Annotated in this window: 23 protein-coding genes; 13 read left to right on the forward strand and 10 right to left on the reverse strand. The window is 38.3% G+C overall.

Annotation, left to right across the window (positions count from 1 at the left end; translation table 11 throughout):
• Nucleotides 1-25: 25 nt before the first annotated feature.
• Complete coding sequence (gene smpB, locus H1R81_RS07950; RefSeq protein ID WP_181840175.1) at nt 26-481, reverse strand: SsrA-binding protein SmpB; 456 nt, start codon at nt 479-481, stop codon at nt 26-28.
• A gap of 866 nt (nt 482-1,347) precedes the next feature.
• Here smpB and hflX point away from each other — a divergent pair.
• The 3 genes from hflX (at nt 1,348) to H1R81_RS07965 (ending at nt 7,016) form a co-directional block, all read left to right on the forward strand.
• Complete coding sequence (hflX, locus tag H1R81_RS07955) at nt 1,348-2,583, forward strand: GTPase HflX (RefSeq protein WP_181840176.1); 1,236 nt, start codon at nt 1,348-1,350, stop codon at nt 2,581-2,583.
• Between the two features lie 89 nt (nt 2,584-2,672).
• Nucleotides 2,673-5,045: a ribonuclease R gene (gene rnr / locus H1R81_RS07960; protein ID WP_181840177.1), complete on the forward strand. Its 2,373-nt coding sequence runs from the start codon at nt 2,673-2,675 to the stop codon at nt 5,043-5,045.
• 180 nt (nt 5,046-5,225) lie between these two features.
• Nucleotides 5,226-7,016, forward strand: coding sequence for an acyl-CoA dehydrogenase (locus H1R81_RS07965; RefSeq protein WP_181840178.1), 1,791 nt, complete (start codon nt 5,226-5,228; stop codon nt 7,014-7,016).
• A 34-nt stretch (nt 7,017-7,050) separates the two neighbouring features.
• On the opposite strand, the gene H1R81_RS07970 is transcribed toward H1R81_RS07965, so the two are convergent.
• Nucleotides 7,051-7,467, reverse strand: coding sequence for a DoxX family protein (locus tag H1R81_RS07970; RefSeq protein WP_181840179.1), 417 nt, complete (start codon nt 7,465-7,467; stop codon nt 7,051-7,053).
• A gap of 124 nt (nt 7,468-7,591) precedes the next feature.
• Between H1R81_RS07970 and H1R81_RS07975 the strand changes: the two genes are divergently transcribed.
• The gene (locus tag H1R81_RS07975; RefSeq protein ID WP_181840180.1) at nt 7,592-8,044 is read left to right on the forward strand and encodes a hypothetical protein; all 453 of its coding nucleotides are present in this window, start codon (nt 7,592-7,594) and stop codon (nt 8,042-8,044) included.
• A gap of 170 nt (nt 8,045-8,214) precedes the next feature.
• Here the strand turns inward: H1R81_RS07975 and H1R81_RS07980 are convergent, their stop codons facing one another.
• Nucleotides 8,215-8,955: an outer membrane beta-barrel protein gene (locus H1R81_RS07980; RefSeq protein WP_181840181.1), complete on the reverse strand. Its 741-nt coding sequence runs from the start codon at nt 8,953-8,955 to the stop codon at nt 8,215-8,217.
• Between the two features lie 212 nt (nt 8,956-9,167).
• On the reverse strand, nt 9,168-10,184 hold the full coding sequence (gene murB / locus H1R81_RS07985) for a UDP-N-acetylmuramate dehydrogenase (RefSeq protein ID WP_181840182.1): 1,017 nt from the start codon (nt 10,182-10,184) through the stop codon (nt 9,168-9,170).
• Nucleotides 10,185-10,767: 583 nt separating this feature from the next.
• Between murB and sucD the strand changes: the two genes are divergently transcribed.
• The 9 genes from sucD to H1R81_RS08030 all read left to right on the forward strand — a co-directional run bounded on the left by sucD (nt 10,768) and on the right by H1R81_RS08030 (nt 20,904).
• Nucleotides 10,768-11,643 carry a succinate--CoA ligase subunit alpha gene (gene sucD / locus H1R81_RS07990; protein WP_181840183.1) on the forward strand — a complete coding sequence of 292 codons (876 nt, stop codon included), beginning with the start codon at nt 10,768-10,770 and terminating at the stop codon, nt 11,641-11,643.
• Between the two features lie 87 nt (nt 11,644-11,730).
• Nucleotides 11,731-12,885, forward strand: coding sequence for a DUF4271 domain-containing protein (locus H1R81_RS07995; RefSeq protein ID WP_181840184.1), 1,155 nt, complete (start codon nt 11,731-11,733; stop codon nt 12,883-12,885).
• A gap of 90 nt (nt 12,886-12,975) precedes the next feature.
• Entirely contained in the window at nt 12,976-13,764 is a 789-nt protein-coding gene (locus tag H1R81_RS08000; RefSeq protein WP_181840185.1) for a uroporphyrinogen-III synthase, read from the forward strand.
• A gap of 109 nt (nt 13,765-13,873) precedes the next feature.
• Nucleotides 13,874-14,824: a type IX secretion system membrane protein PorP/SprF gene (locus H1R81_RS08005; protein ID WP_181840186.1), complete on the forward strand. Its 951-nt coding sequence runs from the start codon at nt 13,874-13,876 to the stop codon at nt 14,822-14,824.
• A 550-nt stretch (nt 14,825-15,374) separates the two neighbouring features.
• On the forward strand, nt 15,375-16,457 hold the full coding sequence (locus H1R81_RS08010; RefSeq protein ID WP_229251080.1) for an SUMF1/EgtB/PvdO family nonheme iron enzyme: 1,083 nt from the start codon (nt 15,375-15,377) through the stop codon (nt 16,455-16,457).
• A gap of 302 nt (nt 16,458-16,759) precedes the next feature.
• Nucleotides 16,760-17,569, forward strand: a complete 810-nt coding sequence (gene gldL, locus H1R81_RS08015; RefSeq protein ID WP_181840188.1) for a gliding motility protein GldL — start codon at nt 16,760-16,762, stop codon at nt 17,567-17,569.
• Between the two features lie 101 nt (nt 17,570-17,670).
• On the forward strand, nt 17,671-19,269 hold the full coding sequence (gene gldM / locus H1R81_RS08020) for a gliding motility protein GldM (protein ID WP_181840189.1): 1,599 nt from the start codon (nt 17,671-17,673) through the stop codon (nt 19,267-19,269).
• 23 nt (nt 19,270-19,292) lie between these two features.
• Nucleotides 19,293-20,192 (forward strand): gliding motility protein GldN, encoded by a 900-nt coding sequence (gene gldN, locus H1R81_RS08025; RefSeq protein ID WP_181840190.1) that lies wholly within the window; start codon nt 19,293-19,295, stop codon nt 20,190-20,192.
• A 358-nt stretch (nt 20,193-20,550) separates the two neighbouring features.
• Nucleotides 20,551-20,904: a hypothetical protein gene (locus tag H1R81_RS08030; RefSeq protein ID WP_181840191.1), complete on the forward strand. Its 354-nt coding sequence runs from the start codon at nt 20,551-20,553 to the stop codon at nt 20,902-20,904.
• A gap of 102 nt (nt 20,905-21,006) precedes the next feature.
• Here H1R81_RS08030 and glyA read toward each other — a convergent pair whose 3' ends face one another.
• The 6 genes from glyA to H1R81_RS08060 all read right to left on the reverse strand — a co-directional run bounded on the left by glyA (nt 21,007) and on the right by H1R81_RS08060 (nt 26,254).
• Entirely contained in the window at nt 21,007-22,299 is a 1,293-nt protein-coding gene (gene glyA, locus H1R81_RS08035; RefSeq protein ID WP_181840192.1) for a serine hydroxymethyltransferase, read from the reverse strand.
• 159 nt (nt 22,300-22,458) lie between these two features.
• Nucleotides 22,459-23,688 (reverse strand): hypothetical protein, encoded by a 1,230-nt coding sequence (locus H1R81_RS08040; protein WP_181840193.1) that lies wholly within the window; start codon nt 23,686-23,688, stop codon nt 22,459-22,461.
• Nucleotides 23,689-23,786: 98 nt separating this feature from the next.
• Nucleotides 23,787-24,287 (reverse strand): hypothetical protein, encoded by a 501-nt coding sequence (locus tag H1R81_RS08045; RefSeq protein WP_181840194.1) that lies wholly within the window; start codon nt 24,285-24,287, stop codon nt 23,787-23,789.
• A gap of 25 nt (nt 24,288-24,312) precedes the next feature.
• Nucleotides 24,313-24,564: a phosphoribosylformylglycinamidine synthase subunit PurS gene (gene purS / locus H1R81_RS08050; RefSeq protein WP_181840850.1), complete on the reverse strand. Its 252-nt coding sequence runs from the start codon at nt 24,562-24,564 to the stop codon at nt 24,313-24,315.
• A gap of 45 nt (nt 24,565-24,609) precedes the next feature.
• Nucleotides 24,610-25,362 (reverse strand): phosphatidylcholine/phosphatidylserine synthase, encoded by a 753-nt coding sequence (locus H1R81_RS08055; RefSeq protein ID WP_181840195.1) that lies wholly within the window; start codon nt 25,360-25,362, stop codon nt 24,610-24,612.
• A gap of 169 nt (nt 25,363-25,531) precedes the next feature.
• Nucleotides 25,532-26,254: a GNAT family N-acetyltransferase gene (locus tag H1R81_RS08060; RefSeq protein WP_181840196.1), complete on the reverse strand. Its 723-nt coding sequence runs from the start codon at nt 26,252-26,254 to the stop codon at nt 25,532-25,534.
• Nucleotides 26,255-26,549 lie beyond the last annotated feature (295 nt).

The raw sequence follows: 26,549 nt of genomic DNA on the forward strand, positions 1-26,549 counted from the left end.
TTAATAATAGTGTTTGATTAGCCTATTATTCGTCTCTCATACGTTCGCGGGATACATCTCTTTCTTTTATGGTCTCACGCTTATCATAGAGTTTTTTACCTTTGGCTAATGCTATTTCTAATTTAGCCAAGCCACCATCATTGATAAACAACCGTGTTGGTATAATTGTCAGGCCTTTGTCGGTTAATTTATTGTCAAGGCGTTTTAATTCTTTTCTTTTCAATAAAAGTTTTCTATCCCGCAGAGGCTCATGGTTATAATGTGTACCCTGGTCATACTTTGATATATTCAGGTTTTTAACAAAAAGCTCGCCCTCAACAAAGAAACAATAGGCATCTGTCATATTGAATTTATTCATTCGTATCGACTTAATCTCTGTACCGGTCAGTACCATTCCTGCATCGTATTTCTCTAAAAAGAAATACTCAAACCCTGCCTTTTTATTAAAAACATCAATCTTTTTTGCAATTTTCTCTTTCATAGTTATATACTCTTGTATAGTTTATAAAGGCTATACTTTTATGGATAAACTTTGTGATAACAAACACGCTAAAGCTGATCGGTTTGTTAGTTAAAGTTTTTAAAGCTACTCTTTATACAAATGTATAAATAAAAAAAATCCCTGCCTCAAAAATAGTGACAGGGATTCCGACTTACGTGCTTTCCTAATAATCCATGTATAAGCTCTATCTGGATTCGATTCCAAGTGAGACGTTTCATACCTGATGAAGCATCCCGGAGCAAATTTAAATAATTTTGAGATACATAAAACTAACCCTCATTTTCCGTACTTAGCTCCTCAATATATGTATCTATATTTAAACTTTGCGAGTGTTACTGTTAAGTAGCGCAATTTATAGTATAAAACATGAAAACGCAATTAAAATGAGATTTTTCTTACAAGAACAAGTGATTTTACCTGTTTTTTCATGTTTTAATATTGCTGAAATTAACAATCTAAAACTGTGCCAAGTTCCCGGATTAATTTATTAAAAGGGTACGTATTTTTATAATGTGCTGATAATGAAGTAATTAAATATTGTACCCCTTTTTAACTGGCATTTTTTAACCGGCCGTAAATTTATTCAAAAAAAAGTGTAATTTTTTTATTTTTTTTTGTTATATTTATATGCTTACCAACGAAAGCCCGAAGCTTTTCATGTAGTGATACAAAGTATATAGAAAAAGAAACCGCTTTTTCTCTTCTCCGTACTTCGCATTTCTAAACTACTTATTGGTAGTATATGCAGTATATTATGAATATAATCTGTTCAGAACGTGTAATTGAGTTCAGAAACTTTTCATATATTTTAGTAGTTATTTTATTTGGAACAAAAATTTTAAAAATTGCTTAATTCACCCATTTTTTCTACTGCGAAGCATCAGGAAACGGCTGTACTGGTTGGTCTGATTACGCAGAAACAAAACGCTGAGCGTACCTATGATTACCTCAACGAATTAGATTTTCTGGCTACTACAGCCGGAGTTATTACAAAAAAGACATTTGTACAGAGATTGGATAGAGCCGACCAGAAAACGTTTGTCGGCAAAGGTAAATTAGAAGAAATAGAAACATGGATTATTGATAATCCGGTTGATACTATTATTTTCGATGATGACCTGACGCCTGCTCAGGTACGTAACCTCGAAGCTGCATTTAAGGATATAAAGATTTTGGATAGAAGTCTGTTGATTTTAAATATTTTCTCGCAACGTGCCAGAACCGACCAGGCCAAGCGGCAAGTAGAGTTAGCACAATACCAGTATTTATTACCCCGACTAACCCGTATGTGGACTCACCTGAGCCGCCAGAAGGGGGGTATTGGTATGCGTGGCCCTGGGGAAAAAGAGTTGGAAACCGACAAACGGATTGTGCAGGACAGAATCGCTTTTTTGAAAGACAAATTAGACAAGATAGATAAACAGAGTGTTACCCGCCGAAAAGAGCGAAGCCGGTTGGTGCGTGTGGCCCTGGTAGGATATACAAACGTAGGAAAATCTACTTTGATGCGTCGCCTGGCAAAAGCTGAAGTATTTGCTGAAAACAAGCTGTTTGCCACTATTGATTCAACGGTAAGAAAAGTAGTATTAGGAAATATTCCCTTCTTATTAACTGATACTGTTGGGTTTATCAGAAAATTGCCTACTACCTTGATTGAATCTTTTAAATCGACCTTAGATGAGATTCGTGAGGCAGATGTATTGATTCATGTAGTTGATATTTCTCACCCGGCTTTTGAAGAGCAGATTGAGGTAGTCAACTCTACCCTGGCTGAAATCGGTGCTGCCGAAAAACCTACTGTTTTGGTGTTTAACAAATTAGACCTCTTTAAACCAGAAACAGAAGAGAATCTTGATGAACATCTGGAAACGGTAACTGAGGAAGATTTGAAACGTAATCTGGAAAAACTAAAAAGGAGCTACCTTACCAAAAACACAGAAAATGTAGTTTTTATTTCTGCCGAACACAAAGAAAATATTGCAGAGCTACGGGATATATTATTGGATAAAGTTCAGGATAAGCATTTCAAGATTTATCCGAATTGGGACCCAACCCTGAATCCTTTGTATGAGTGGCAGTAATTTAAAAATCAATACAAGTTAGTAACACTATTCAACCAAACTAAATAATAAATATAATTAGGCGAGCCACTGGTTCGCCAAACAGTAAAATGGCAAAAAATAAACATCAATCATATTATGACCAGCAAAAAGCCGAGATTTTAGCTTTTTTGTCGGTCAATACCACACAACCCTATACGCTGCAAGACCTTTATCAACATTATGATGTACATAACAAGCAGGAAAAAATGCTTTTTGGTATGGTGATAGAAGACCTGTTGCAGGAAGGGAAGATATATCAGGTAGAGAAAGGTAAATATACAGTCGATGCCGAAGCCAATGCAGTGATTGGCCGTCTCGACCATGTGAATCCGCGTTTTGGATTTATCAGACACGACGAAAACAAGCCGGACATCTGGGTAAGCGCAGATGATCTGAACGGAGCAATTGACGGCGACCTGGTAAAAGTGGCGACATTCGGAGAGTTCTACCGAAAGGGCGATAATCCTGAAGGAAGAGTGATAGAAATTTTGGAAAGGGGTAGAAGTGAAGTAGTAGGGAAAATACAGACTTTTGGCAATTATGCTTTGGTGAAACCCGACCACAAAAGCCTCCATGAAGATATTTTTATTCCTAAAGATAAAATCAATGGAGCGACTAAAAATGACCTTGTTATCGTAAAAATCCATACGTATCCTACTGGCACTCAACAAGCTGTTGGTGAGGTAATCGAGATTTTAGGAAAAGCAGGTGAGAATAACGCTGAAATGCATGCCATTTTAGCAGAGTTTGGTTTGCCTATCAGATTCCCGAAAGAAATTGAAGAAGAAGCAGAGGCAATTTCTGAAAAGATTGAAGAGAATGAGATTAAGAAAAGAAGAGATTTCAGACATATTCAAACCTTCACGATTGACCCGCATGATGCCAAAGACTTTGACGATGCCCTGAGTTTCCGCGAGTTAGATAATGGCAATTATGAAATAGGGGTGCATATTGCAGATGTAACGCATTATGTAAAACCGGGTACAAGGTTAGAGGAAGAGGCATTAAGCCGGGCCACATCAGTATATCTTGTAGACAGAACTATCCCGATGTTACCGGAGAAGCTATCAAATAATTTATGTTCTCTTCGCCCGAATGAAGATAAACTGACTTTCTCTGCTGTTTTTGAAATGAGTCATGATGGTCGGGTAGTAGGCGAATGGTTTGGTCGGACGGTTATTCATTCAGATAAAAGATTTACCTACGAAGAAGCCCAGGAGATTTTAGAAATAGAAGAAGGGCAGATAGTGGTAGATGAGGTAGCACTCAAATATATGAAACCGCTACATATCCTCAACCACCTGGCAAAAATTCTGAAAAAGGAACGATTCCAGAAAGGAGCTATCAATTTTGAAACCAATGAAGTAAAATTCAGACTTGATGCTCAGGGGAAACCATTGGGAGTTGTACTGAAGATAAGAAAAGACTCGCATAAATTAATAGAGGAGTTTATGCTACTGGCTAATAAAAAAGTGGCTGAATTTGTCTTTAATCTGGGCAGGAAAAAGAAAAGTAAAGATGGAGAAGAACCAGAAAGCGGTAATACAATGGTGTATCGCACCCATGAACCACCGAATCCTGAGAAACTACTGAACTTTGCCAATTTTGCAGGTCGCTTGGGCTTTACAATCAGAACGGACTCAGAGAAGGGGTTATCGAATACCATGAATAAAATGATGGAGGAGGTAGAAGGCACACCCGTGCAGAATGTATTAGAGCAACTGGCAGTAAGAACTATGTCTAAGGCTCGCTATACTACTGAGCCTTTAGGACATTTTGGTCTGGCATTTGAGCATTACAGCCATTTTACTTCACCCATCCGTCGTTATCCTGATATGATGGCGCATCGCTTGCTACAGAATTATCTGGATAAGAAAAAAGCGCCAAGTCTGGAAGAGTACGAGAAAAAATCGAAGCATTCCTCAGATCGTGAGAAGTTAGCTGCCGAAGCCGAACGTGCTTCTATCAAATATAAGCAGGTCGAGTTTATGAGTATGCAAGACCATAATTCAATTTTTGATGGAGTAGTAACGGGTGTAACAGACTTTGGGATTTTTGTGGAGATAACTTCCACTAATTGCGAAGGTATGGTGCGGCTTGCTGATTTAAATGATGATTTCTACGAATTGGATAAAGAGAATTTCCGTATAGTAGGTAAACGTACCGGACGAATCATTACCTTTGGAGAGGCTGTAAAAGTACGTGTAAAAGCTACAGACCTGGAGCGTAGAAGCATGGATCTGGAATTGGTAAGTGTTGGCGGAAAAGCCTATAAATCATCTTCAGGAATGTCTAATAAGAGCAGAGGACGTGATGGTAGAGGTGGTTCATCAAGAGGTGGTTCCAGAAAAGGCGATTCGGGTAGAGGTGGTTCAAAAAGAAGCTCCAGTTCAGATAGAAACAGTTCTAATAAAGATAAAGGCAAACGTAGAAGAAGGTAGGAGAGCATGTTTAAATATTATAGTTCGACCTGCAAGGCTATCTTTTTGCGCCATACTGCGTTGTGTTTTTTCGACGTAGCTACAGGCTATGTCTGCAAAATACGCCCGCAGCGGCGGACCGCTTGTCTGACCCAAAAATCTTTGCTTTTCGGTCAGAAAAATAATAATTAAACCTGCTCTATGTTTTTTTCAAAACGGGATATTCAGTTTAACCTATATGAAGTACTTGATAGTGAAGCACTTAGTAACTATCCTTATTTTCAGGATCATACTCGTGAATCATTCGATATGGTTCTTGATGCTGCCCAGCAGATAGCAGAAAAAATGCTATATCCCTTACTAACTGAAATGGATAGAAAAGAGCCGCAGTTGGTAGAAGGTAAGATAAGGGTACACGCTGGAATGAAGCCGATTGTGAAGCAATTCGGGCAGGATGGCTGGATAAACGCTGGTTTTTCTTATGATGAAGGAGGGCAACAACTGCCTGCTACTATCTTGAATGCCGCAGGCTTTATCTTTCAAACTGCCAACTATTCGGCAAGTGTTTTTCCTTTTCTGACTACCGGAGCGGCTAACCTGATTCGTAGCTTTGGCTCAAAGGCTTTGATAGATACTTTCACACCCAAAATGTATTCTGGCGAGTGGCAAGGTACTATGGCATTGACCGAACCCAATGCCGGAAGCTCATTATCTGATATTACGACTTCGGGAGAGCCTACAGACCAAGAAGGTGTTTATAAAATCAAAGGACAAAAAATATTCATTTCCTGCGGCGACCATGATGCCTGCGATAATGTAGTGCATCTGATGCTGGCCAAAATTAAAGGCGGGCCATTGGGAGCAAAGGGTATTTCTTTGTTTGTAGTACCTCAGCAAAGACCTGATAGCAATGATAAACTCACTCCTAATGATGTGATTACTGCCGGGGTGTATCATAAAATGGGCTACAAAGGAGCACCTATTGCGCATCTGATGATGGGCTCAAACGATGATTGTGAAGGCTATCTGGTAGGTGACCCGCATAAAGGCTTGAACTATATGTTTCAGATGATGAATGAGGCACGTATAGGTGTTGGCTTGAATGCAGTTTCTATCGGTATAGCTGCTTATCATACTTCTTTAACTTATGCAAAAGAACGCCCACAAGGCAGAAGGATTTCAGAAAAAGACCTTTCAAAGCCACAAACGCCTATCATTAATCATGCAGATGTGAAGCGCATGTTGTTGTTTCAGAAAGCAGTTACGGAAGGGGCATTTGCACTATTAATGTATTGCAGCCAATTAGCTGATATTGCTCATGTATCAGAAGGTGAAACTAAAGAGAAAGCACAGCTATTATTAGATTTACTGACCCCAATTGCCAAATCTTACCCATCTGAAATGTGTTGTCTTTCTACGAGTGCTGCCGTTCAGATTTTAGGTGGAGCAGGTTATACTACTGATTTCCCGGTAGAGCAATACTATCGTGAAGCACGCATTCACCCGATACATGAGGGTACAACGGGCATTCATGGGCTTGACCTTCTGGGCAGGAAAATTACGATGCAACAAGGCAAAGCCTCACAGATTTTCTTTGAAGAAGTTTCTAAAACATTGGGTGAGGCTAACATTGTTAATGAACTAAAACCTTTAGCTGAGCAATTACAAAAGACGTTAGGTAAAGCGCAACAGGTTACAGGGCATTTATTGGGCTTAGCTCAAAAAGGTGAAGTAGAAAAATACCTATCTGATGCTACTTTATATTTAGAACTATTCGGCCTTATTACGATTGCCTGGCAATGGCTAAAACAAGGCATTATTGCGCAGAAAAATCTACCAAAAGCACACGATTCAGACCGGGATTTTTATCAGGGGAAACTCATGACTGCCCGTTATTTTTATGAATATGAACTGGTAAAAGCAGACCCACTTATTAAGCGTTTATTAAGCGCCGACCAGGTTACTATTGATATGCAAAGCGAATGGTTTTGATACCTGAATGCCTTTCAAAGTGTTCAGATGGTTTTTAGCCCTGCAAAGAGTACAAATAAAGTCCAAAAATCATTAATAAGAAATAGCCTACTAAAGAAGCGGCTCCTGCATAGTCCTTTGCAATCCGTTGACCTGTAAAAAGGCTCAGAATGGCTAATGCGGCTAATTCTAAACCTAAAATGGCAAAATCTGCTTGTCCTTCTACGAAATAGTAAATTCCGCCTAAGAAACTTGTAATGCCTGCCGATACTTCTAAAATAGTAATGACAATAAATAGAACCGTAGAGACACTGCTCAGAAAAGTTTTGGCAAATACACTTTGTATATAAGATTTATTGCCGCTGAAATCAATCACTTTATCAAAACCGGATTGAAGAAAAAGGACACCTGCAAAAAGTGAAGTGGCTACTTGTATCAATTTAAGCAGGGTATGGTCGAAAATCGGGCTCATAGTATCAGTAGTTTTTTGACAAATATAGAAAAAATATAAAATTGAAAAATATTGCAGAATAATATTTTGAAATAGGTATTATTAAGCAGATTTTTGCGAAAATATCAAAATAAAATTTGCTAAAATGGATTATCATATCCCATCTACCCGAAAAGAGTTTGAGCATATTGTCAATGGCTTTCGTACGAAGGCTCTTCCTTCTAAGGAATGGACACACGAAGCACATCTGATAACAGGCCTATGGCATGTAGCAGAATTAGGGTATGAAAATGCATTAGCCGAAATGCGACTGAATATCCCTGTGTATAATGAATCAGTAGGAGGGATGAACACTGATTCGAGTGGCTACCATGATACTATTACGTTTTTCTGGATATGGCTACTGAATGAGTTCTGGAATAGAAATGAAGTTAAGGGACAATCATTTGAGCGCGTATGTAATAAGTTTCTGCAAAGTAAGTATGCTGATAGAGGCAATGCTTTTATTTTCTATACAAAAGACCTTCTCTTTACAAAAGAAGCCCGGTTGGGTGTTGTAGAGCCTGATATTCAGCCTTTAGATTTTGAGATGATATAAACCGTGGCACGGATCTACCAGTCCGAATATGACTGTATCACAGTTAGGCTCAATGACAAACCTGATTATAGGATTTTGAAAAAATTTAATAATAGTTGAAGGTGTAGAAGTAAGCGTGCCACCCCCAAACTCAGACGATTATAGGGGTGGCACGCTTTGGTAGTAATAGCTTACAAGCGAATCCCAAACATAATACTATTACCATTCACAGGATTATTATCTTTAAACATAGGAGTCATTTGATAACGGGCAAATATAGTGAAGCTTTTGTGCCCGAGTTCTGCAGCTAAACCGTAGTGAAACTTGTTCATATTATAAGCACCGTGGTCACGTTTTGTGCCATTTTCGCCCTTAGTTTTGGTATAGCTGTCAATTCTTGCACCACCATAGGCTCCCAAGCCTAATATCCATTTACTTTGTTTAAAACCAAATTGTAGCATTACCGGAATATTGAAATTGGTAACTACCAACTTAGACTTCTCTAAATCGTCTTTTACTTCTATAAAATCAGCACCAACTGCCTGGTTAGCTAAAGTGATGTTGTTTTTCAGCATATAGTTGTTCCAGGCAAATTCAAAGCCTGTTCCTAAAGCTACATCTACTTGTTTGCCTGTAATCAAACGATGGTTTTTCTTCCAGCTTAATCCTATATAACGAGAGTTCCAGTTATCTAATTCCGGCATATCCTTGGTTTCATAAGTATTCAATCCGAGGTATAATCCGAAGTCTCTGCGAGAAAACATATTGTAAGATCTTCTTTCTTTTTTCTCGTAGTGGTGCTGGTCATAATCGTGACTGTAGTCTTTATTTTTTGAAGTTCCGAAGTGGTCTTCTTCATCTTGTGCTGATGCTCCGAAATTTATGGTCATAGCAACAGCTAATGCGGCGAGTGTTTTTACAAGCGTTTTCATAATTGTAATCGTTAAAATGTTCTATTCTGGATATATTTAGAAAAACTGCCGCGGAGTTTTTAAAAAGATTTTTTTTGCTTTTCGTAAACAAGATGCAGAAAATGATAAAGAGGGTTGCGTAGAAATAAAAAAAAATCTGTGGGAATGACGAATGGCTAAAATCAACAGATTAGCGGCCTTGAAAACAGGTAGCAGAATGTATAAGATAGCGTTTAAACGAAGTTCACTTCAGCATGTAGTTGAATACCGAATTTTTCTCTGATAGAATCCTGAATTTTCTGGGAGAGTTCTTTTATCTCATTACCCTTACCACCCCCGAAATTAACTAATACAAGGGCCTGTTTGGCATGCACACCAATATTGCCAAAGCGTTGACCTTTCCAGCCTGCTTGTTCAATTAACCAGCCAGCAGGTACTTTTACCGTTTGCTCATTGACAGGGTAGGAGGGGATAGCAGGAAATTGTTCTTTTAATAAATCAAATTGTGCTTTGGGTATCTCAGGGTTTTTGAAGAAACTACCTGCGTTACCGATTTCAGCAGGATTAGGCAGTTTACTCTGGCGGATACTGATAACCGCATCGCTAATGGCTTTGATACTTAATTGATCTATGCCCTTTTCAGCCAGGGTATCTTTAATAGCCCCATATTCTACATGATAAACAGGTGTTTTGCCTAATTTGAAATTGACGTTTACAATTATATATTCGCCTTTTACTGTATGCTTGAAAATACTTTCACGGTAGCCGAACTGACATTCATCTTTCGTAAAGATTCTGCTTTTCCCGGTCTTTATTTCAATGGCTTCAAGGCTTTCAAATACTTCTTTAATTTCTACCCCATAGGCACCGATATTCTGCATGGGAGCAGCGCCTACTGTGCCTGGTATCAATGATAAGTTTTCAACCCCTGCATAATTATGATTGACACAATACATTACCAAATCATGCCATACTTCACCTGCACCTACTTTCAGCCATATATTCTGCTCATCTTCTTCAAATTTCTCTATGCCTTTAATGGCAATTTTTATCACAATGCCGTCAAAGTCTTTGGTCAATAACAAGTTACTTCCACCTCCTAAAATCAAACGCTCGATACCCTGATATTCCGGATTTTGCAGAATTTCTTGCAATTGCTCAATGCTTGACGCCTCTACAAAATATTTAGCAATGGCATCTATTCCGAAAGTATTATAAGGCTTAAGCGATACGTTGGTCTGAATGGTCATTGAAGACAAAGGAAAGATTTTTAATTAAGATGGTACAAATTTAGTGTTTTTTGAATCAAGTAAGACTATCGTTAAATCAAAATAATCTTTTAATATGATTGCCCAAGCAGAATTTATTAGTTCAAAAGTATATTTCTAAAGATTGTAAAAGATTGATGGTTAGAAAGTTAATGACATATATAGAATAATTTTGCAAAATACCTTTCATAGTTTATATTTTTTATGAGAAATATGCTATATTTGCAACATCTATTCAAGCTTACTCTCATGTGTTTGTTTTTACAAACCATCATTTGACCCTATCTATAAACTTTTGTCTTTCTTCTGCCACCTATTATATCTGATTGTAAAGAATCAAAGGTTATTTGAATTTTAATAGATTATTTTTATTGTGCAATTAATTGATTATAAGACACTTATGTTTTATGGTTAATGTATAAGAGTTTTTGCTCTAAAAAAACTTTTGCACTTTTCTCATTTCAAGCTACTTTTACGTAAAAATGAGAAAAGTACAAGTTTGTACCATGCCCAACTCTCATTTTAAGTATATAAAAATTCTACTAATCATCTAATCAATGATATAATGAGCGTTTTAGTCAATAAAAATTCAAAAATAATTGTACAAGGTTTCACAGGCTCTGAAGGAACTTTCCATGCCGGACAAATGATTGAATATGGTTCTAATGTGGTAGGTGGTGTTACTCCCGGAAAAGGCGGTCAACAACATTTAGACAGACCCGTATTCAACACCGTTGAGCAGGCCGTATTAGCAACAGGAGCAGATGTTTCGATTATTTTTGTACCACCTGCCTTTGCAGCAGATGCTATTATGGAAGCGGCTGATGGCGGTATCAAAGTAATTGTTTGTATTACTGAAGGTATCCCAACAAAAGATATGGTTGTGGCAAAGTCTTATATTCAAGGCAAGAACGTTCGTTTGATTGGTCCGAACTGTCCGGGTATTATTACTGCCGAAGAATGTAAAGTAGGTATCATGCCTGGCTTTATCTTCAAAAAAGGAACTATAGGGGTGGTATCAAAATCTGGTACTCTTACTTATGAAGCCGTTGACCAGTTGACTAAAGCAGGTTTAGGACAAACAACAGCTATTGGTATTGGTGGTGACCCAATTATTGGTACAACTACTAAAGAAGCCGTAGAATTATTGATGAATGACCCTGAAACTGAAGGTATCGTGATGATTGGTGAAATTGGTGGAGGTATGGAGGCAGAAGCCGCGCATTGGATTAAAGAACATGGTACTAAACCGGTTGTAGGTTTCATTGCAGGCCAGACAGCCCCTAAAGGTCGTCGTATGGGTCATGCAGGAGCCATTATCGGTGGTGCTGATGATACGGCTGCGGCAAAAATGAAAATCATGGCTGAGTGTGGTATCCATGTAGTAGCTTCTCCGGCTGATATTGGTGCTACCATGCTAAAAGCCCTTGGTAGAGCATAATTTAAAAATTTTGTATAGATGATAAAGGTCAGGTGTAAAAATCTGACCTTTTTTTGTTAATTTTGCGCAAAAATTCTGCTTAATAGATTGAAAAAGGGCCTTTATATACTTTTCCTGTTGATTTCCTTTCATTCGTTTGCTGGAACTGTTGGGCCAAACGGAGGGTACTACCTCGTACATGATTATCATGACGACTGGCAGGTGTATAATGACCGCATGAAAGCTTATGTACCATATATTGCCGAACAGCACGTCAACTACCCTTCTCATACTGTTTTCTGTGATGTTGAAAGTAACCGGGGTTATAATTTACTGGTTCATGCGCAAAAAGAAGATAATTTTTTATTTATCAATGGGTCTTTGCGTCAGAAAATTCCTGCTAATCAGTGGATTATCCTGAATGTCGATAGCCTCTATAAGGTGTACGAGCAACCACAGATATATATCACCTTGTATGGCTCACCTAATATTGAAGATAAGAAATTGTATTTAGGGTATAAACGCCAATTAAACCAAAAGCCGATTGTTTTAGCTGAGTCAACCATTAAGGCTCAGCCACGTACTCCAACCCCATATAAAAACTACTTTGTATTGGGGTCTGTTTTTATCCTTATCATATTTACTTATTTATCAAACTCTTATGTAAGGGCTTTTGAACGATACTATAACCTCCGGGATTTGTTCAATACGCTGGTGCGGGATCAATCTTTCTTAATCAATAAGCCATTAAGCCGGATGAACATCACGTTTATAGTGATGCTGGCTATGATTATCAGCTTTTTCTGTATGTTATTGCAAAGCAAAGGTATTTATGTGTTTGGTGCAAGAACCTTTTTACAGGAAGGCGAAACCCTTGGTGTATTGGCGTCAAACTACTTCCGGATATGCCTGGCAGTATTTATAGCACTTATTTTCAAATACTTTTTTATCAGTCTTATCGGGCAGCTATTCAACCTCGAAAAGGTAGTCGATTTGCATTATTTCAAAATTATTCAGTCGTCTATTATTTTTTATACTTTTCTGGTTATGATATTATTAGTTCTCTTTTTGGAGTACTTTCCGATAGACTTTAACTGGACAGCTTATCTTTACACACCTATCATTTTATTCTATATTATCAGGTTTCTTATCCTGTATTTTACGATAAATAGAAGCGTACCTATACAAAGTCTCTATTTAATTTCGTACCTTTGCATTGTAGAACTGTTGCCCATTATACTTGGAATCAGGTTCGCAATTTAATTGTCAGGAACGAAATGGCTATTAAAGCTGACTTTATTGTTGAAAATTAATATCAGAAATAAACTCTGTACTTGAAACCCCGCAATTTGGATGAGTGAAATGACAGATAACCTTCTTCAAGAACGCCTCCGTAAAGTTGAGAGCATTTTAGTAACCCAGGCAAGACCGACTGACGAAAAGTCTCCCTACTTTGAATTAGCAAAAAAATACGATCTCAAAGTAGATTTTCGCCCGTTTATTGAAGTCAAAGGCCTGGACCACCGTGATTTCCGTCGTCAGAAAGTGGATATTTTAGCCCATACGGCTATCATTCTGACGAGTAGAAATGCAGTGGATAATTTTTTCAGAATAGCCAAAGAACTACGTATCGAAATACCTATTGATATGAAGTATTTCTGTATTTCGGAACAAACGGCTAATTATTTACAGAAATATATAGTTATCAGAAAACGTAAAATTTTTGTAGGTCAAAAAACAGCGGCTGACCTGGAATCGCTGATTCTGAAACATAAAACCGAGAAATTCCTGTTTCCCTGTTCAAACATCAGAAGTAACGAGATTCCTAACCTGATGAATCGCAATGACCTTCACCTGACAGAAGCCATTATGTATGAAACTGTACCTGCCGATTTATCTGATTTGACAGAAGTTTTCTACGATATTATTTGTTTCTATAGCCCTTCAGGAATTACCTCGTTAGATTCCAATTTTCCGAACTGGCAACAGAACAATACCCGGCTGGCAGCTTTTGGCCCAACAACTGCCAAAGCCATCAGGGACGCAGGCTATATCCTTGATATAGAAGCCCCACTTCCGAATGCTCCGTCCATGACAGGAGCTCTGGAACTTTACATCAAAAAAGCAAATCATCTTTCATAGAATTTATTAGGCTAAACCACAAGTTTAGCCTAATTTTTTACGTTATAATATTACAAATAGTATTTTTGCTTATATTGCTCAAGGAAAAAACAGAAGACCCTGGCCTACTATGAAAAAAATTTACATTGTAATATTGTCTCTGACACTTTTTACAGCTACTGCTCAACAAGATACGCAATTCAGTCATTATTACTTCAATCAACTATTTATTAATCCCGCGACTGCGGGCTCAGAGAATGTTACGCGTTTTCAGGCTATCTACCGAACTCAATATGCAGGGTATCAAAGTACATTCGACGATGGTGGAGCTCCGGTATCACAGATAATATCTGCCAATATGCCACTGAAAATGATAAGAAGTGGGGTTGGTTTAACCTTTGTGAATGACAAAATAGGCGCGAGTATCCAGAGAGATTTAAAATTGTCCTATGCTTATCAGATTCCGGTAGGTGGTAGTCAGTTAGCTTTGGGTGTAAATGGCGGGCTTTTTACCAGGGGGATAGATTATGGACGCTTACGCCCAAGAGATGATAATGACCCGCTGTTAGGGACGGGGGTAGTATCGCAGTCGTCGCTTGATTTAGGGGCTGGGGCCTATTTTTTTAATCCTACTTACTCAATTGGTCTTTCGGTCAATCACCTCAATGAACCTAAATTCGGACTTTCTTCCAATGGTGCTACCAATGTTTTGCAACGCAGTGCCTATCTGTCGGGCAGTATGTTGTTCGGTGTATCTTATATGATTGATGTAAGCCCGATGTTTTTATTGAATGCGAACCTGAGTAATATGAGTATCTCTACCTTTTCGGCAGGAGCTATTGCTACTTATGATAATACTTATTATTTAGGAGCGAGCTATCGTGTGGGCGATGCAGTGACTGCTCTTTTAGGAGCTAATATTCTCAATGGTAACTTAAGAATAGGTTATGCTATAGATGTGATAGTGGGAGGAGTGCAGGCAAAAAGTGCTACTACGCACGAAGTAATGCTTAGTTATGCGTTGTCGCCTCCACGTGCCGGTAAAAAATCAATTATCCGTACGCCAAGATACAGATACTGATAGAGGGTACTGATACCTATGTTACTGACGCAGTAAGCAACATTGAGTTTCCTGGACACAAAAGATTTTTATTAATTTTTAATGATAATTTTTAAAGGTTTTTCGGGTAAATAATTGTAACTTAGGTGCATAATTAAGAAAAACAGTCAAAATTTCTGGCAGGAAAAATTTTAGAGTTTAATCAGGAAAAAAACGCTATTGATGAATAAGAGTTGCTTTATCTTCTTATTCTAACACTTTCAGATTGTTATTTTGGCACAATTTATGCCGTTTAATAATAAAATGAGACTTACCTCTTCTTTTCTTGAATGATTAATAAAATTTCAATACAGGTGCATAAAATTATCTGAACCGGTTCAATATTACATTGATTTGGTGTTTTTTGGCTTAATAATTGCTATACAAGTGGAGTGTTACCGGAAAAATCCAGTTTTTTTTATAACTTTGTATGTTAATACAATAATGTTTTCATAAGCCTCGTTTTTACAACAAATAGAGTAAGTACCCCAAAATATAGATTATTAACTTGTTTTACGCTATGAACAAGCAAATGCTTAAGACCTTATTTAAAAGTCTGTTAATCGTTGCCCCAATTATTATAATGCAAGGTTGTGGATCTGGAAAGAACCCGATCAGTGGCTTATTTGGTGGAAAGAAAGGAAAAGATGGTAGTAGTAAAGAAGCTGGAATGGACGGTATCCGTAATGGGCAAATCAATGCTTTTGCTCGTAAAGGTTATAAACAGGTCTCTCCGGATGGCATGGTTTTGATTCCCTCGGGGTCTTTGATGATGGGACAAGCAGATGAAGATGTAATGTCGGCGCGTGTTTCGATGAACAAAAGAGTAACGATTGTGCCTTTCTACATGGACGACACAGAGATTACTAACCATGAGTATCGTCAGTTTATGAATCGTATGGTTGAAGATTCGGTTTCAGTACTTGGCGAAGAATTTATTATGTCTCAGTTATATCCTGACACATCGGTCTGGACAAAAGATTTTACTTATCATAACGGCGATCAGATGACAGAGTACTATTACTCGTCTCCTGCTTTCGATATGTACCCTGTAGTAGGAGTAAGCTGGGATGCCGCCAAATATTTTTGTAAATGGCGTTCACAATTATATAATACTTACTTAACAGAACACAAGTCTTTCCGCTCTCCACGCTTCCGTTTGCCTTCAGAAGCTGAATGGGAATGGGCTGCCCGTGGTGGAAAAGAAGGTGCTAAATACCCTTGGGGTAACCCGTACGTAGCGAATGGTAAAGGTTGTTTCCTTGCCAACTTCAAACCTTATCGTGGAAATTACCGTGCTGATGGGTATCCTTATACGGCTCCTTCAAATGCGTTTAATCCGAATGATTACGGTTTATACAACATGGCAGGAAATGTGGCAGAATGGTGTGAAGATGCTTATGCAGAATCTTATATGCCTGTAACGTGGGACTTAAACCCTGTATATAATGATGAAAACGAACCAAGAAAAGTAATCAAAGGTGGTTCGTGGAAGGACGTGGCTTATTTCCTGGAAACAGGTACTAATACTTATGAATATCGTACTGAACGTCGTTCTTATATCGGTTTCCGTTGTGTAATGGACCGTTTGGGAAGTGTTCCTGGAAGAGAATAATATGAATTTATGCATTGCGAAGTATGGAGAATAAGTGTTCGTAAGAGAATACTATCTTCGTATTTCGCAATTCTTTTAAAAAAGAACCTGTTGATTGATTTTTTACCAAGCAGAAAGACTCACTCCGAGGTCAGAATCATTTAAATTTATTGGCGAATAAAATTTCTGACGGCTTCCACCGTTATAATCCATAAAATAAATTTGTTGCTTTAATTTTTATTAGGACAACAAATTATTTATTTCGTGTCCTGATAACCTTTTTTACTTGATATTATAATAAAACTCTTAATTTATTTAAACAAATGGCAGCAAAGAAAAGTACAAACTTCTTTTGGGATAGATTTATACCTACAATTTACGCATTAGGTGCAGCGGTTGTAATCTTGGGGGCAATGGGTAAAATCATGCACTATGAGGCTCTTGCCTTTATGCTTCCCATTGGATTAGCAACTGAAGCAGTAATTTTTATTCTATATGCAATCCAATCATTCCTTTTCCCGCCGGTAGATTATCAATGGGAAAGAGCTTACCCTGAATTAGCTGATGATTATGCAGGTGAGCCTGTAAAAAGAGCTACTCCTACACAAGGAGCTGGTTTAACAGCCAAAATGGATGATATGCTGGCCAATGCAAGAATTACTCCTGATATTTTCGATAATCTTAAATCAGGTATTCAGGGTTTAACTGGCCAGGTAGCTAAAATGACAGATTTAAGCGATGCTACTGTTGCTACCAGCGAATATGCTAAAAATGTAAAGACTGCATCAAACCAGGTAACTGCTATGAATAGTGCTTATGGCACAGCCGTAACAGCGATGAACAGCATGGCAGACGCTACTAAAGATGCGCAGGAATACAGAGCCCAGTTTGGTAAAATAACGCAAAACATGGGTGCTCTTAACGCCGTATATGAGTTAGAATTGCAAGATACTAACAAGCATCTGAAAGCAATGAATGCTTTTTATAGCAATCTGACTACTGCTATGCAGGATATGGCTGAAGCTTCTAAGGAAACACAACAATTTAAGTCAGAGATGTCTAAATTGACTAATAACCTTAGCTCGTTGAATAACGTTTACGGCAGTATGTTATCAGCTATGAAAGGTAACTAATTAGTTATCCGTTTTATCCTCATGAAGTTTTGGAACTATTATTGAGAGATATAAAACAACCTAAATTAAATTTTTACTAACCGTATAATACTACTATATATATGGCAGGCGGAAAAGAGTCACCACGTCAGAAGATGATCAACATGATGTATCTGGTTCTGACGGCAATGTTGGCACTCCAGATAAGTAATGCTATTTTACAGAAATTTCAGCTATTAAATAATAGCATAGAAAGATCAAACTCGGCAGCAAACGAAACAAACAGTAAAGCAGTACAGGCAATTAAAGATAAAATTGAGAAGGACGCTACTGCTGCAAAATATGCTGATGTATTGCGTCAGGCAAATGATGTAAGAAAGATGACTGCTGAAATGGACAGTTATATTGCTGGTTTAAAACAAGAAGTAACGAATGCAGGGGGCGGCATTGATCCGGTAACCGGAGGTGTAAAAAACCCTTCAGAAGAAGAGAAGGTAGCTATCCTGATGGTTGGTGCTAATAAAAATGGAAAAGGATATGAATTGAAGAAAAGATTAAATGATTTTAGTGTAGCTCTTCAGAAATTCGCTGCTCCTAATACTCAATTCCATGAATTAGCAATTGATGCTTCTCAAGACCCGGCTTTAGCAAAAACGGATGCTTTGACAAGAAATAAAGATTTCTCTGAATTATATTTTGCACAAACGCCTGTTCCGGCAGCATTGGCTGTACTGAGTCAGAAACAATCAGAAGTTCGTCGTCTGGAAAGTCAGGTATTAGATTATCTGGCGAGTCAGGTAGGTATTAAAGAAATTAAGTTTGACGAAATCTTTGCAGTGGTTATTCCAGATGCACGTGCGGTAGTGGCAGGGCAGAAATACCATGCGGAGGTGGCTATCGGAGCGTATTCAAAATCTATTACTCCACGCATTAGTATTAATGGTACTTCTTTACCTGTTAAAGATGGTAAAGGTGTGTATGAGATTACTGCACAGGGCGGAGAATTTGACAGAAACGGACAATTGAAACGTTCATATAATGCAACGGTGTCATATCCTGCACCCGATGGAAGTATGAAAACTGTTAACAAGGAAGAAACTTATACCGTATTGCAACCATCAGTGCAGTTAGAGTCTGCTTCTCTGCCGCCACTATATTTTAAATGCGCTAACGAACTACAAACTTCGTCTCCGGGTTTAGGTGCTTTGTATTCTCCTACTTTCGGAGGGTCAGGTGCTGAATTTATTCCGGGCGGTGGCGGAAAAGTAACCGTTGTGCCTAACTCGGCGCAGGTAACGTTAAGTGTGACTAATAATGGCTTTAAACTGAAAGATTTCCCTTTCAAAGTTCGTCGTGTGCCTAAACCAACCGTGTATTTCACAACGCAGGGTGGTAAAAGACTGGATGAGAAAAGAGGTGAGTCTGCTGCGGGTTTACGTGGTATAGTTGCTGTTGCAGCTGCTGATGATAACTTCAAAACGACTAATCCTAAGGATGCAAATTATCGTGTAGCAGAGTTTGAGGTAAATCTTGCCCGTGGTAGCAAAAAAGTAAATGGTGTATCAGGTACTGGTGCCGCAAATATTTCTACACTTGCACAACAAGCCCAGGCTGGAGACCGTTATGTAATCGAAGTAAAAAGAGTGGAACGCAGAAACTTCAAAGGTGAGATTGAATCAGTTGACGTAGGAAGTGTCATTGTTACAGTACCCTTGAATTAAAAATAATTTATAAATTTCAGCTAATGAGAAAATTACAAGGCATGGCTTTGGGTGTTGCACTAATAACCAGCCAGTTAGCAGTAGCTCAGGAAAAAACAAATAACCATTTGAATCCGCTTTCGGTGCGTCCGATTAATGATTCAAATGTGATGTACAAAACAACGCTTTGGAGAAAAATTGATTTGAGAGAAAAACAGAATCAACCACTTTTTGCCAAAGGTAGCGAGATTACCAAGCATTTGATGGATGCTGTAAAAGCAGGTTTGCTTGATGCTTTCACCAATGATTCTTTGACAACTAAATTGACTTTAGAGCAATTCAGTGAGCGTTTACAAATCAAAGAAGAAGGCGGTGGGTTATCACAGGAAGAAAAAGATGCAGGTTTTGCTGATACCCCTGCAACCGGCGGTGGTGACGACGGCTGGGGTGGCGGCGGTGGTACTACTAATGCTGCTACTGATACTACGGGTGCAAGCTTTTCTACACCAACTGCTATTGCCAGCAGTGCAACAGAGTATTTCCCAAGCCAGTTAACTACTCTTGAGCTGAAAGAGGATTGGGTTTTTGATAAACAACGTTCTCGTCAGTACTTCGATATTCAATCAATTGGAATCGTGATTCCGGCGGCACAAACTACTTTAGGTTTCGACCGGCCGGTAGCGTATTTTAAATATAAGGATTTAGAGCGTTATTTCCGCTCAAACCCGAAATGTATCTGGTATAATGCTGCTAATATAGCTCAGCACAAAAATTTAGCTGATGCCTTTGAATTACGGTTGTTTCATGGCAGAATTACTAAAGTATCAAATGCTGCCGATAGAGATCTGGACGATATCTACAAATCAGCACGTGAAGGTATGCTCCAGTCAGAGCAACTGGAGAACAAGCTGATGGAGTTTGAACATAATTTATGGGAGTATTAAGATAATTTTAATCAGCCAGAAGGGGAGGAGCTTAGATGCTTCTCCCCTTTTTTATTGCCCGAAAACAGTTCACACCAAAAAAACGGCATTTCACGGTTGTTTTAACACTCTTTAACGTTTTTTAGCCTAAAATATATTTTTTAAGGTGCAACTTTGCATAAGGGTTTTGCATCTAATAAGCATAAATACAAAAACGGCTGATACATAGTTAATGAAAATAGCCGTTTATCCTAAAATATGACCATTCATCCAAAACGAAGAAAAATAATAGTACTATGTATTGCATAATACCAAACAAAACATATATCTTTGTATTGTCAATTAAGAAAGATGAATGCTCTCCAAAAAGAATAAAATTATGAAAAAGCTATTATTACTATTTGCTACAATATTAATCAGTCTCAATTCGATGGCTTTGAGTTTTCCTCAAAATAGTTATGGACAGAAGCGTGTATTGAGTCAGACTTCTAATAAATCGTTAGCCGCAGCAGAGGCAAAAGCATTAAAAGTATCATTTAGAGAAACATCTGAAACAATGTGTGAGGAGAGTACTAATGAGCAATCGTTTGTAGAAATGTTTGCTAACTACATTATCAGTTTGTTTACTGAGAAATTGTTTCAGAATAAAAGTATTGCATTTGAGAGATTTGAAAAAGGGAAGTTTGAATACTTTGCCATTAAACAAGATTTTGATTGCCAGGTAATTGGCTAATAATAAAGATTCTTATTTTCATACGGTTTAGTTAAGGTTTAGACAAAAAGCGCGGTTCTTTGAACCACGCTTTTCTTATTTTATTCGTATGAGAATCTACTCTTAAAACTGAAATAAGGCATAATCCTGCATCCAGTTATTGATTTCTTGTTTAACGGCTGCAATAGTTGCCGCTTTGTCATGGTTCATCAACACCTCATCAATCAAATTTACTATTTTTACCATGTCTTTTTCAACCAATCCACGAGTAGTCATGGCAGCCGTTCCGACACGCATTCCAGAGGTAGTCATGGCAGTTTTATCATCAAATGGTACCATGTTCTTGTTCACAGTTATATCTGCCTGAATTAAAGCGTTTTCAGCGATTTTACCTGTTAAGCCTTTTGGACGTAAGTCAATCAGCATCAAATGATTATCCGTGCCATCTGAAATAACTTTATAACCACGATTTACAAACTCTGCTGCCATTACTCTTGCATTTTTCTGAACCTGTACAGCATAATTATAGAAATTTTCTGTTAAAGCCTCACCAAAGGCGATAGCTTTAGCTGCAATGATGTGCTCTAACGGTCCGCCTTGAGTACCGGGGAATACGCCTGAATCTAATAAAGAAGACATCATTCTTACTTCACCTTTCGGCGTTGTGATACCAAATGGATTCGGGAAGTCATGACGCATCATAATTACACCGCCACGTGTACCACGGAGCGTTTTGTGCGTAGTGGTAGTAACAATATGACAATGATCGAACGGATCATTTAACAGGCCTTTGGCGATTAATCCGGCAGGGTGAGAAATATCGGCTAAGAGAATAGCACCGATGGAGTCGGCGATCTGGCGAAGGCGAACGTAATCCCAGTCACGAGAGTAAGCCGAAGCACCACAGATGATTAGTTTTGGTTTTTCTCTGTGGGCTGTTTCTTCTACTTTGTTCCAGTCAATCAATCCTGTTTCCTGCTCAACACCATAAAAAAATGGTTGAAAGTATTTACCTGAAATATTTACAGGCGAGCCATGCGAAAGGTGGCCACCATGCGAAAGATTAAATCCTAAAATTTTATCGCCCGGTTGTAAACACGCCAAAAAAACTGCCATATTTGCCTGTGCTCCTGAATGTGGCTGTACGTTGGCCCATGTAAGGTTAAATAAAGCCTTCAGGCGGTTGATAGCAATTTGTTCTACCTGGTCAACTACCTCACAGCCACCGTAATAACGCTTGCCCGGAAGCCCCTCGGCATATTTATTGGTAAGTACACTACCGGCAGCTTCCATTACTTGTGATGAAACGAAGTTTTCGGACGCGATCAGTTCAATACCATGTAACTGGCGATTGTTTTCTTTCGTGATTAAGTCGAAGATTTCGGTATCACGATAGAGCGATGTTTGGACAGACATATTGATTATTTGATGTACGATTTAAGAAGTACAAATGATAAGAATAAGTACAAATTTAATGGAATGTTGGAAGAACAGGAATTTTGAACCAAATAATCTTTTGACAAAATTCTAATAAACGGATATTTTCTTGAAAAAATGCTATTTTGTTTAATACCTTTATTTTACTACTACCGTTCCTTTAATCATTTTATCGATCAATTCGCAGTTGGGTATATACGCTAACTCTGCCTGAAAGCTGCCTCCGTAAATAAGGAATGGGGTCGGACGAGATTTAAAAAAGGCTTTTCGATAAGCATCTTCGAGCTTTTCTAAGCCTAAATTTTGTCTCCGTTCATTTATTTCTATTTCACTCAAGGTGGTTGATCTTTCTTTTTTCCAATAGTGCTTTTCTTTCTTTGAGCCCCAATCATTATTAGGGCAGTTCACGTTGTCTTCCAGGCGGAACTGTATAACCAATACACGCCCCATTGTGCAAGGTTCGTCAGTAGAATACTTTGCTAATGATCTGATAATGGCCGGATGGGCTTTCCCATCTCTGATGGCTTGTTTAATTAGAGGCGAAGTATCAGTTTTTTCTATCTGCTGCTGAAAAGAACTGAACATGAGTATATCACCGACTAATGTATTTTCATAGAGGTAAGAGGAACCATAATTATTACGGAAGGGCGGGCTTTGAGAACTGGCCGGAAAAAACTGGTTAAGGCCTATTAGGTTCTCATCAGGAAATCCATGTATTTCTACTATCTTCAGTACGGTTAAAAACTTATCCCGGATAACATCAGCCCCTTTCATGGCGTTAAGATTCTGAAGGCTATCAATTTGGTGTCTTAGATGATCGGGTATTTTTTTTCGAAAAGTAAAGGGTATGCTAAGACTGTCGTTAGAGGTGAATTTTTCGTCTTTGGTATTTTCTTTAATGTAGTTTCGGAGCGCAGCAGTAAGAGGTGTACGCTGAGGGGTTGTCATTAACCGATACAGCTTCTGTAATGAATCTCGCAATTCGGTATTTATCTGTGGCTTTATAAGTCTGGCCTGTTTCTCAAAGTTTGTCCATTGCTTGCAGGTATCGGCTACATTTTTAAAGAAGAAGTCTTTTCTGAAATTTTCTACCTGATAACCTTTAGCCACTATTTTCTCTAAGAGATCAAACATCACAGGTATTTTGCCTGCCAGTATGGCACAGATAGCGGCATTGTAATAATCCTTGGCGAAGGGTTTTTCTACATTGGTGAAGGCTTCGTTGTAGAAAGATAGAGCTTCATGATAATTAGTGTCTACAATAGCCAATTCGGCCTCATTGATGATGGGGTGGTAGATTCGGGTAAAATCTGTTTGTGCATAGCTAATAGAGGTTTTAAAAAAAAGTAGCAATATTAGTTTTTTCATAGGAAGGTTGCCGGGCAAAAATGGCTAATTGCTTATAAAATTAAAAAACCAACTCAAATTCGAGTTGGTTTCAGAAAGCATTAACAAATGCTTAACATTTAAGAAAAATATTTTAAATGCAGTGCATATAAGCCAGTAAAGAGTGCTGCATTAATGAATGATGCTATACCTATCGACCAGCCGATCATGCCTCCCATGATAAAAACAGGTGCTAAAATCCCAAGAGCGTTGCCGGCAATATACACATAAAATCCTTTTTTGCGCAAACCCCACATCCAGATACCGCCTAAAATCAGCAGAACACTCGAAATAATGCTGATGATTCCGGTAGTTACCAGATTCTTTTCAGTAAAAAGCTTATTGGTTTCCTCCTGACTTTTTTCTACTTCTTCAAGGTCTTTATCTGATAAATACTTCGACATCATATCCATCATCATTTCATTGGCCTGTTCTTTACTTGCGGCTACTTTCTCGGGTGTAAACACACTCGGGATAGCTCCATAAAACTTATAGGCATTCCATAAAAAAGTAAGTACGCAAAGGATAGTCAGGAATGTGGGCCGTACTGGCCCGATATTTTCTTCAAATGGATTCTGCATAGATGGGTTATTGATAATAGTTTGATTAAATAGCTGTCAGCTCAAAACTATATTCTTCCATAATCAGGTTGGCCAATAGCTTTTTGCAGGCATCTTCTACAATAGCTTCTGCAGTAGCTTTATCGGCAGCCTCAATTTCCATATTTATATGTTTGCCGATACGGCAATCGCTGAAACCTTGAATATCAAGGTTTTTTAACCCTAATAATACGGCTTTTCCCTGAGGGTCAAGGATTTCCTTGATAGGCATTACGTCAATCGAAGCGAGGAATTTCATAAGTATCAACCCCCATTCCCGATACGGGGGATTTTGTTTAAGCATTTACTCCCCTTTGGGAACAGGGGCAGATTTATTAATAAGAGATAAGGCTATATATAAAAATATAACCAGTGGAATGGCCAGGAATTGCAAAACCACCAGCAAAATTACAGAAAGAATTAGAAATATATACTTGATTTTGTTATCAACCCACGAAAAATTTTTAAACTTCAGGGCAAACAGCGGGATTTCGGATACCAAAAGGTAGCTCATTACTAAAGTATAACCTATCAGAAAGATATTATTGTGAATGATAAACTCATAATCAGAATTAAATTCCAATATCAAAGGAAAAGAGGCTATTACAAAGGCATTAGCAGGGGTTGGTACTCCGATAAACGAATCTGACTGGCGGGTATCGACATTAAACTTGGCTAAACGCAAAGCCGAGAAAAGCGCCAGAACGAAAGCTATGTAGGATAGCGAGTGAAACGAAATCTGAGAGACAATAGATGAGGACACTAATTCTGAAAGAATAGAGTCTTTGTGCATAGTATCGCTGATGAGCCGGGCAACAATAAAGGCAGGCAGTGCGCCAAAAGTAACCATATCGGCCAATGAATCCAGCTCTTTACCAATAGCAGAATGTTGTTTGAGCAGGCGGGCCACAAAACCATCCAGAAAATCAAGGATACCAGCAATGAAAATGAGATAGGCGGCATAGGTAAGCTCGCCCTGAAAAACAAAGACAATTCCGAAACATCCGCACAACAGATTGCCGAGGGTCATGAGGTTAGGAACAGTAAACAATTTCATATGTTGGTGTTTGGGTAGTTAAGATTAAAGCGCTGAAAATTACGATATTCGCTTCTTTATTCCTTATATTTTGTAATTAATCTGAAAGAGTAGCACAAACTATGGTAACAAAAAACCTCGTTCATACAAAACGAGGCTCCGGTTTATTCAATAATACCATTAATCGTATCTATAATTCCACTAATTCCTTTGTGGCTGCCTGTTTTTTTTTTCTACGTTCTTCACGTCGTAACAGGATTCTTTGTTTAAATCTCATCCAACGTTCATAGAGAGGTACTTCTTTCAGAAAATCCCAGTTATCATCTTCCTTGCCAGCTTCCTCTTTCTTCTTTGCTTCTACCGGATCAAAAAGCATACCTGTACACAAGCAATGCTTGCGGTTAGTACGGGTCAGGATATCGTAGTTTACACAACTCGAACAGCCTTTCCAGAATGAATCATCGGCAGGTAACTCACTAAAAGTAGTTGGTTCATAACCTAAATCAGAGTTGATTTTCATAACTGCCAGACTTGTGGTCAAACCAATGATTTTGGCATCGGGATATTTTTTACGCGAAAGCTCAAAGGCTTTTTGCTTGATACGGGTGGCAATCCCGCTTTTACGGAAGTCTGGACTTACAATCAGACCTGAGTTTGCTACAAATTTACCATGTTCCCAGGTTTCAATATAGCAAAATCCAACCCACTTCCCTGTTTTTGTCAGGGCAATGATAGCCTTACCTTCACGCATCTTCTCACGTAGATAATCAGGAGAACGTTTGGCAATCCCTGTACCACGGGCTTTAGCACTCTCGGCCATTTCATCACAAATCGTTTCGGCTAAGGCAAAGTGCTTTTCGTTAGCTATTTCTACAATATATTGGTCGTCGGAAATTATTTCTGTGTTATTCATCGTCATTTATTGGGCTTTCCACAAACGGAGACGCTGTATCCTAAAATTGTTAAAAAATGAAATAAAGAGAAAATTGAATGAGAGGGTGTTTTACCACGCAGGCAAAACGGTTACAGTCGAGTCCTTTCGGACCTGACATATCGAACGGGCGTTATGGGAAGACGAATATTCATGTGTTCTTAGACAACTGCAAAGATGTTAGGTTTAAAATTTATATCCAAGATATAAGCCTAATATTTTTACTTGCCAATCAATAACGATACACTTCAGGTTTTAGTTCGTGCATTGAAAAAAA

Origin of the sequence: Emticicia sp. BO119, from assembly GCF_013912375.1 — a bacterium.
Taxonomy (GTDB): domain Bacteria; phylum Bacteroidota; class Bacteroidia; order Cytophagales; family Spirosomataceae; genus Emticicia.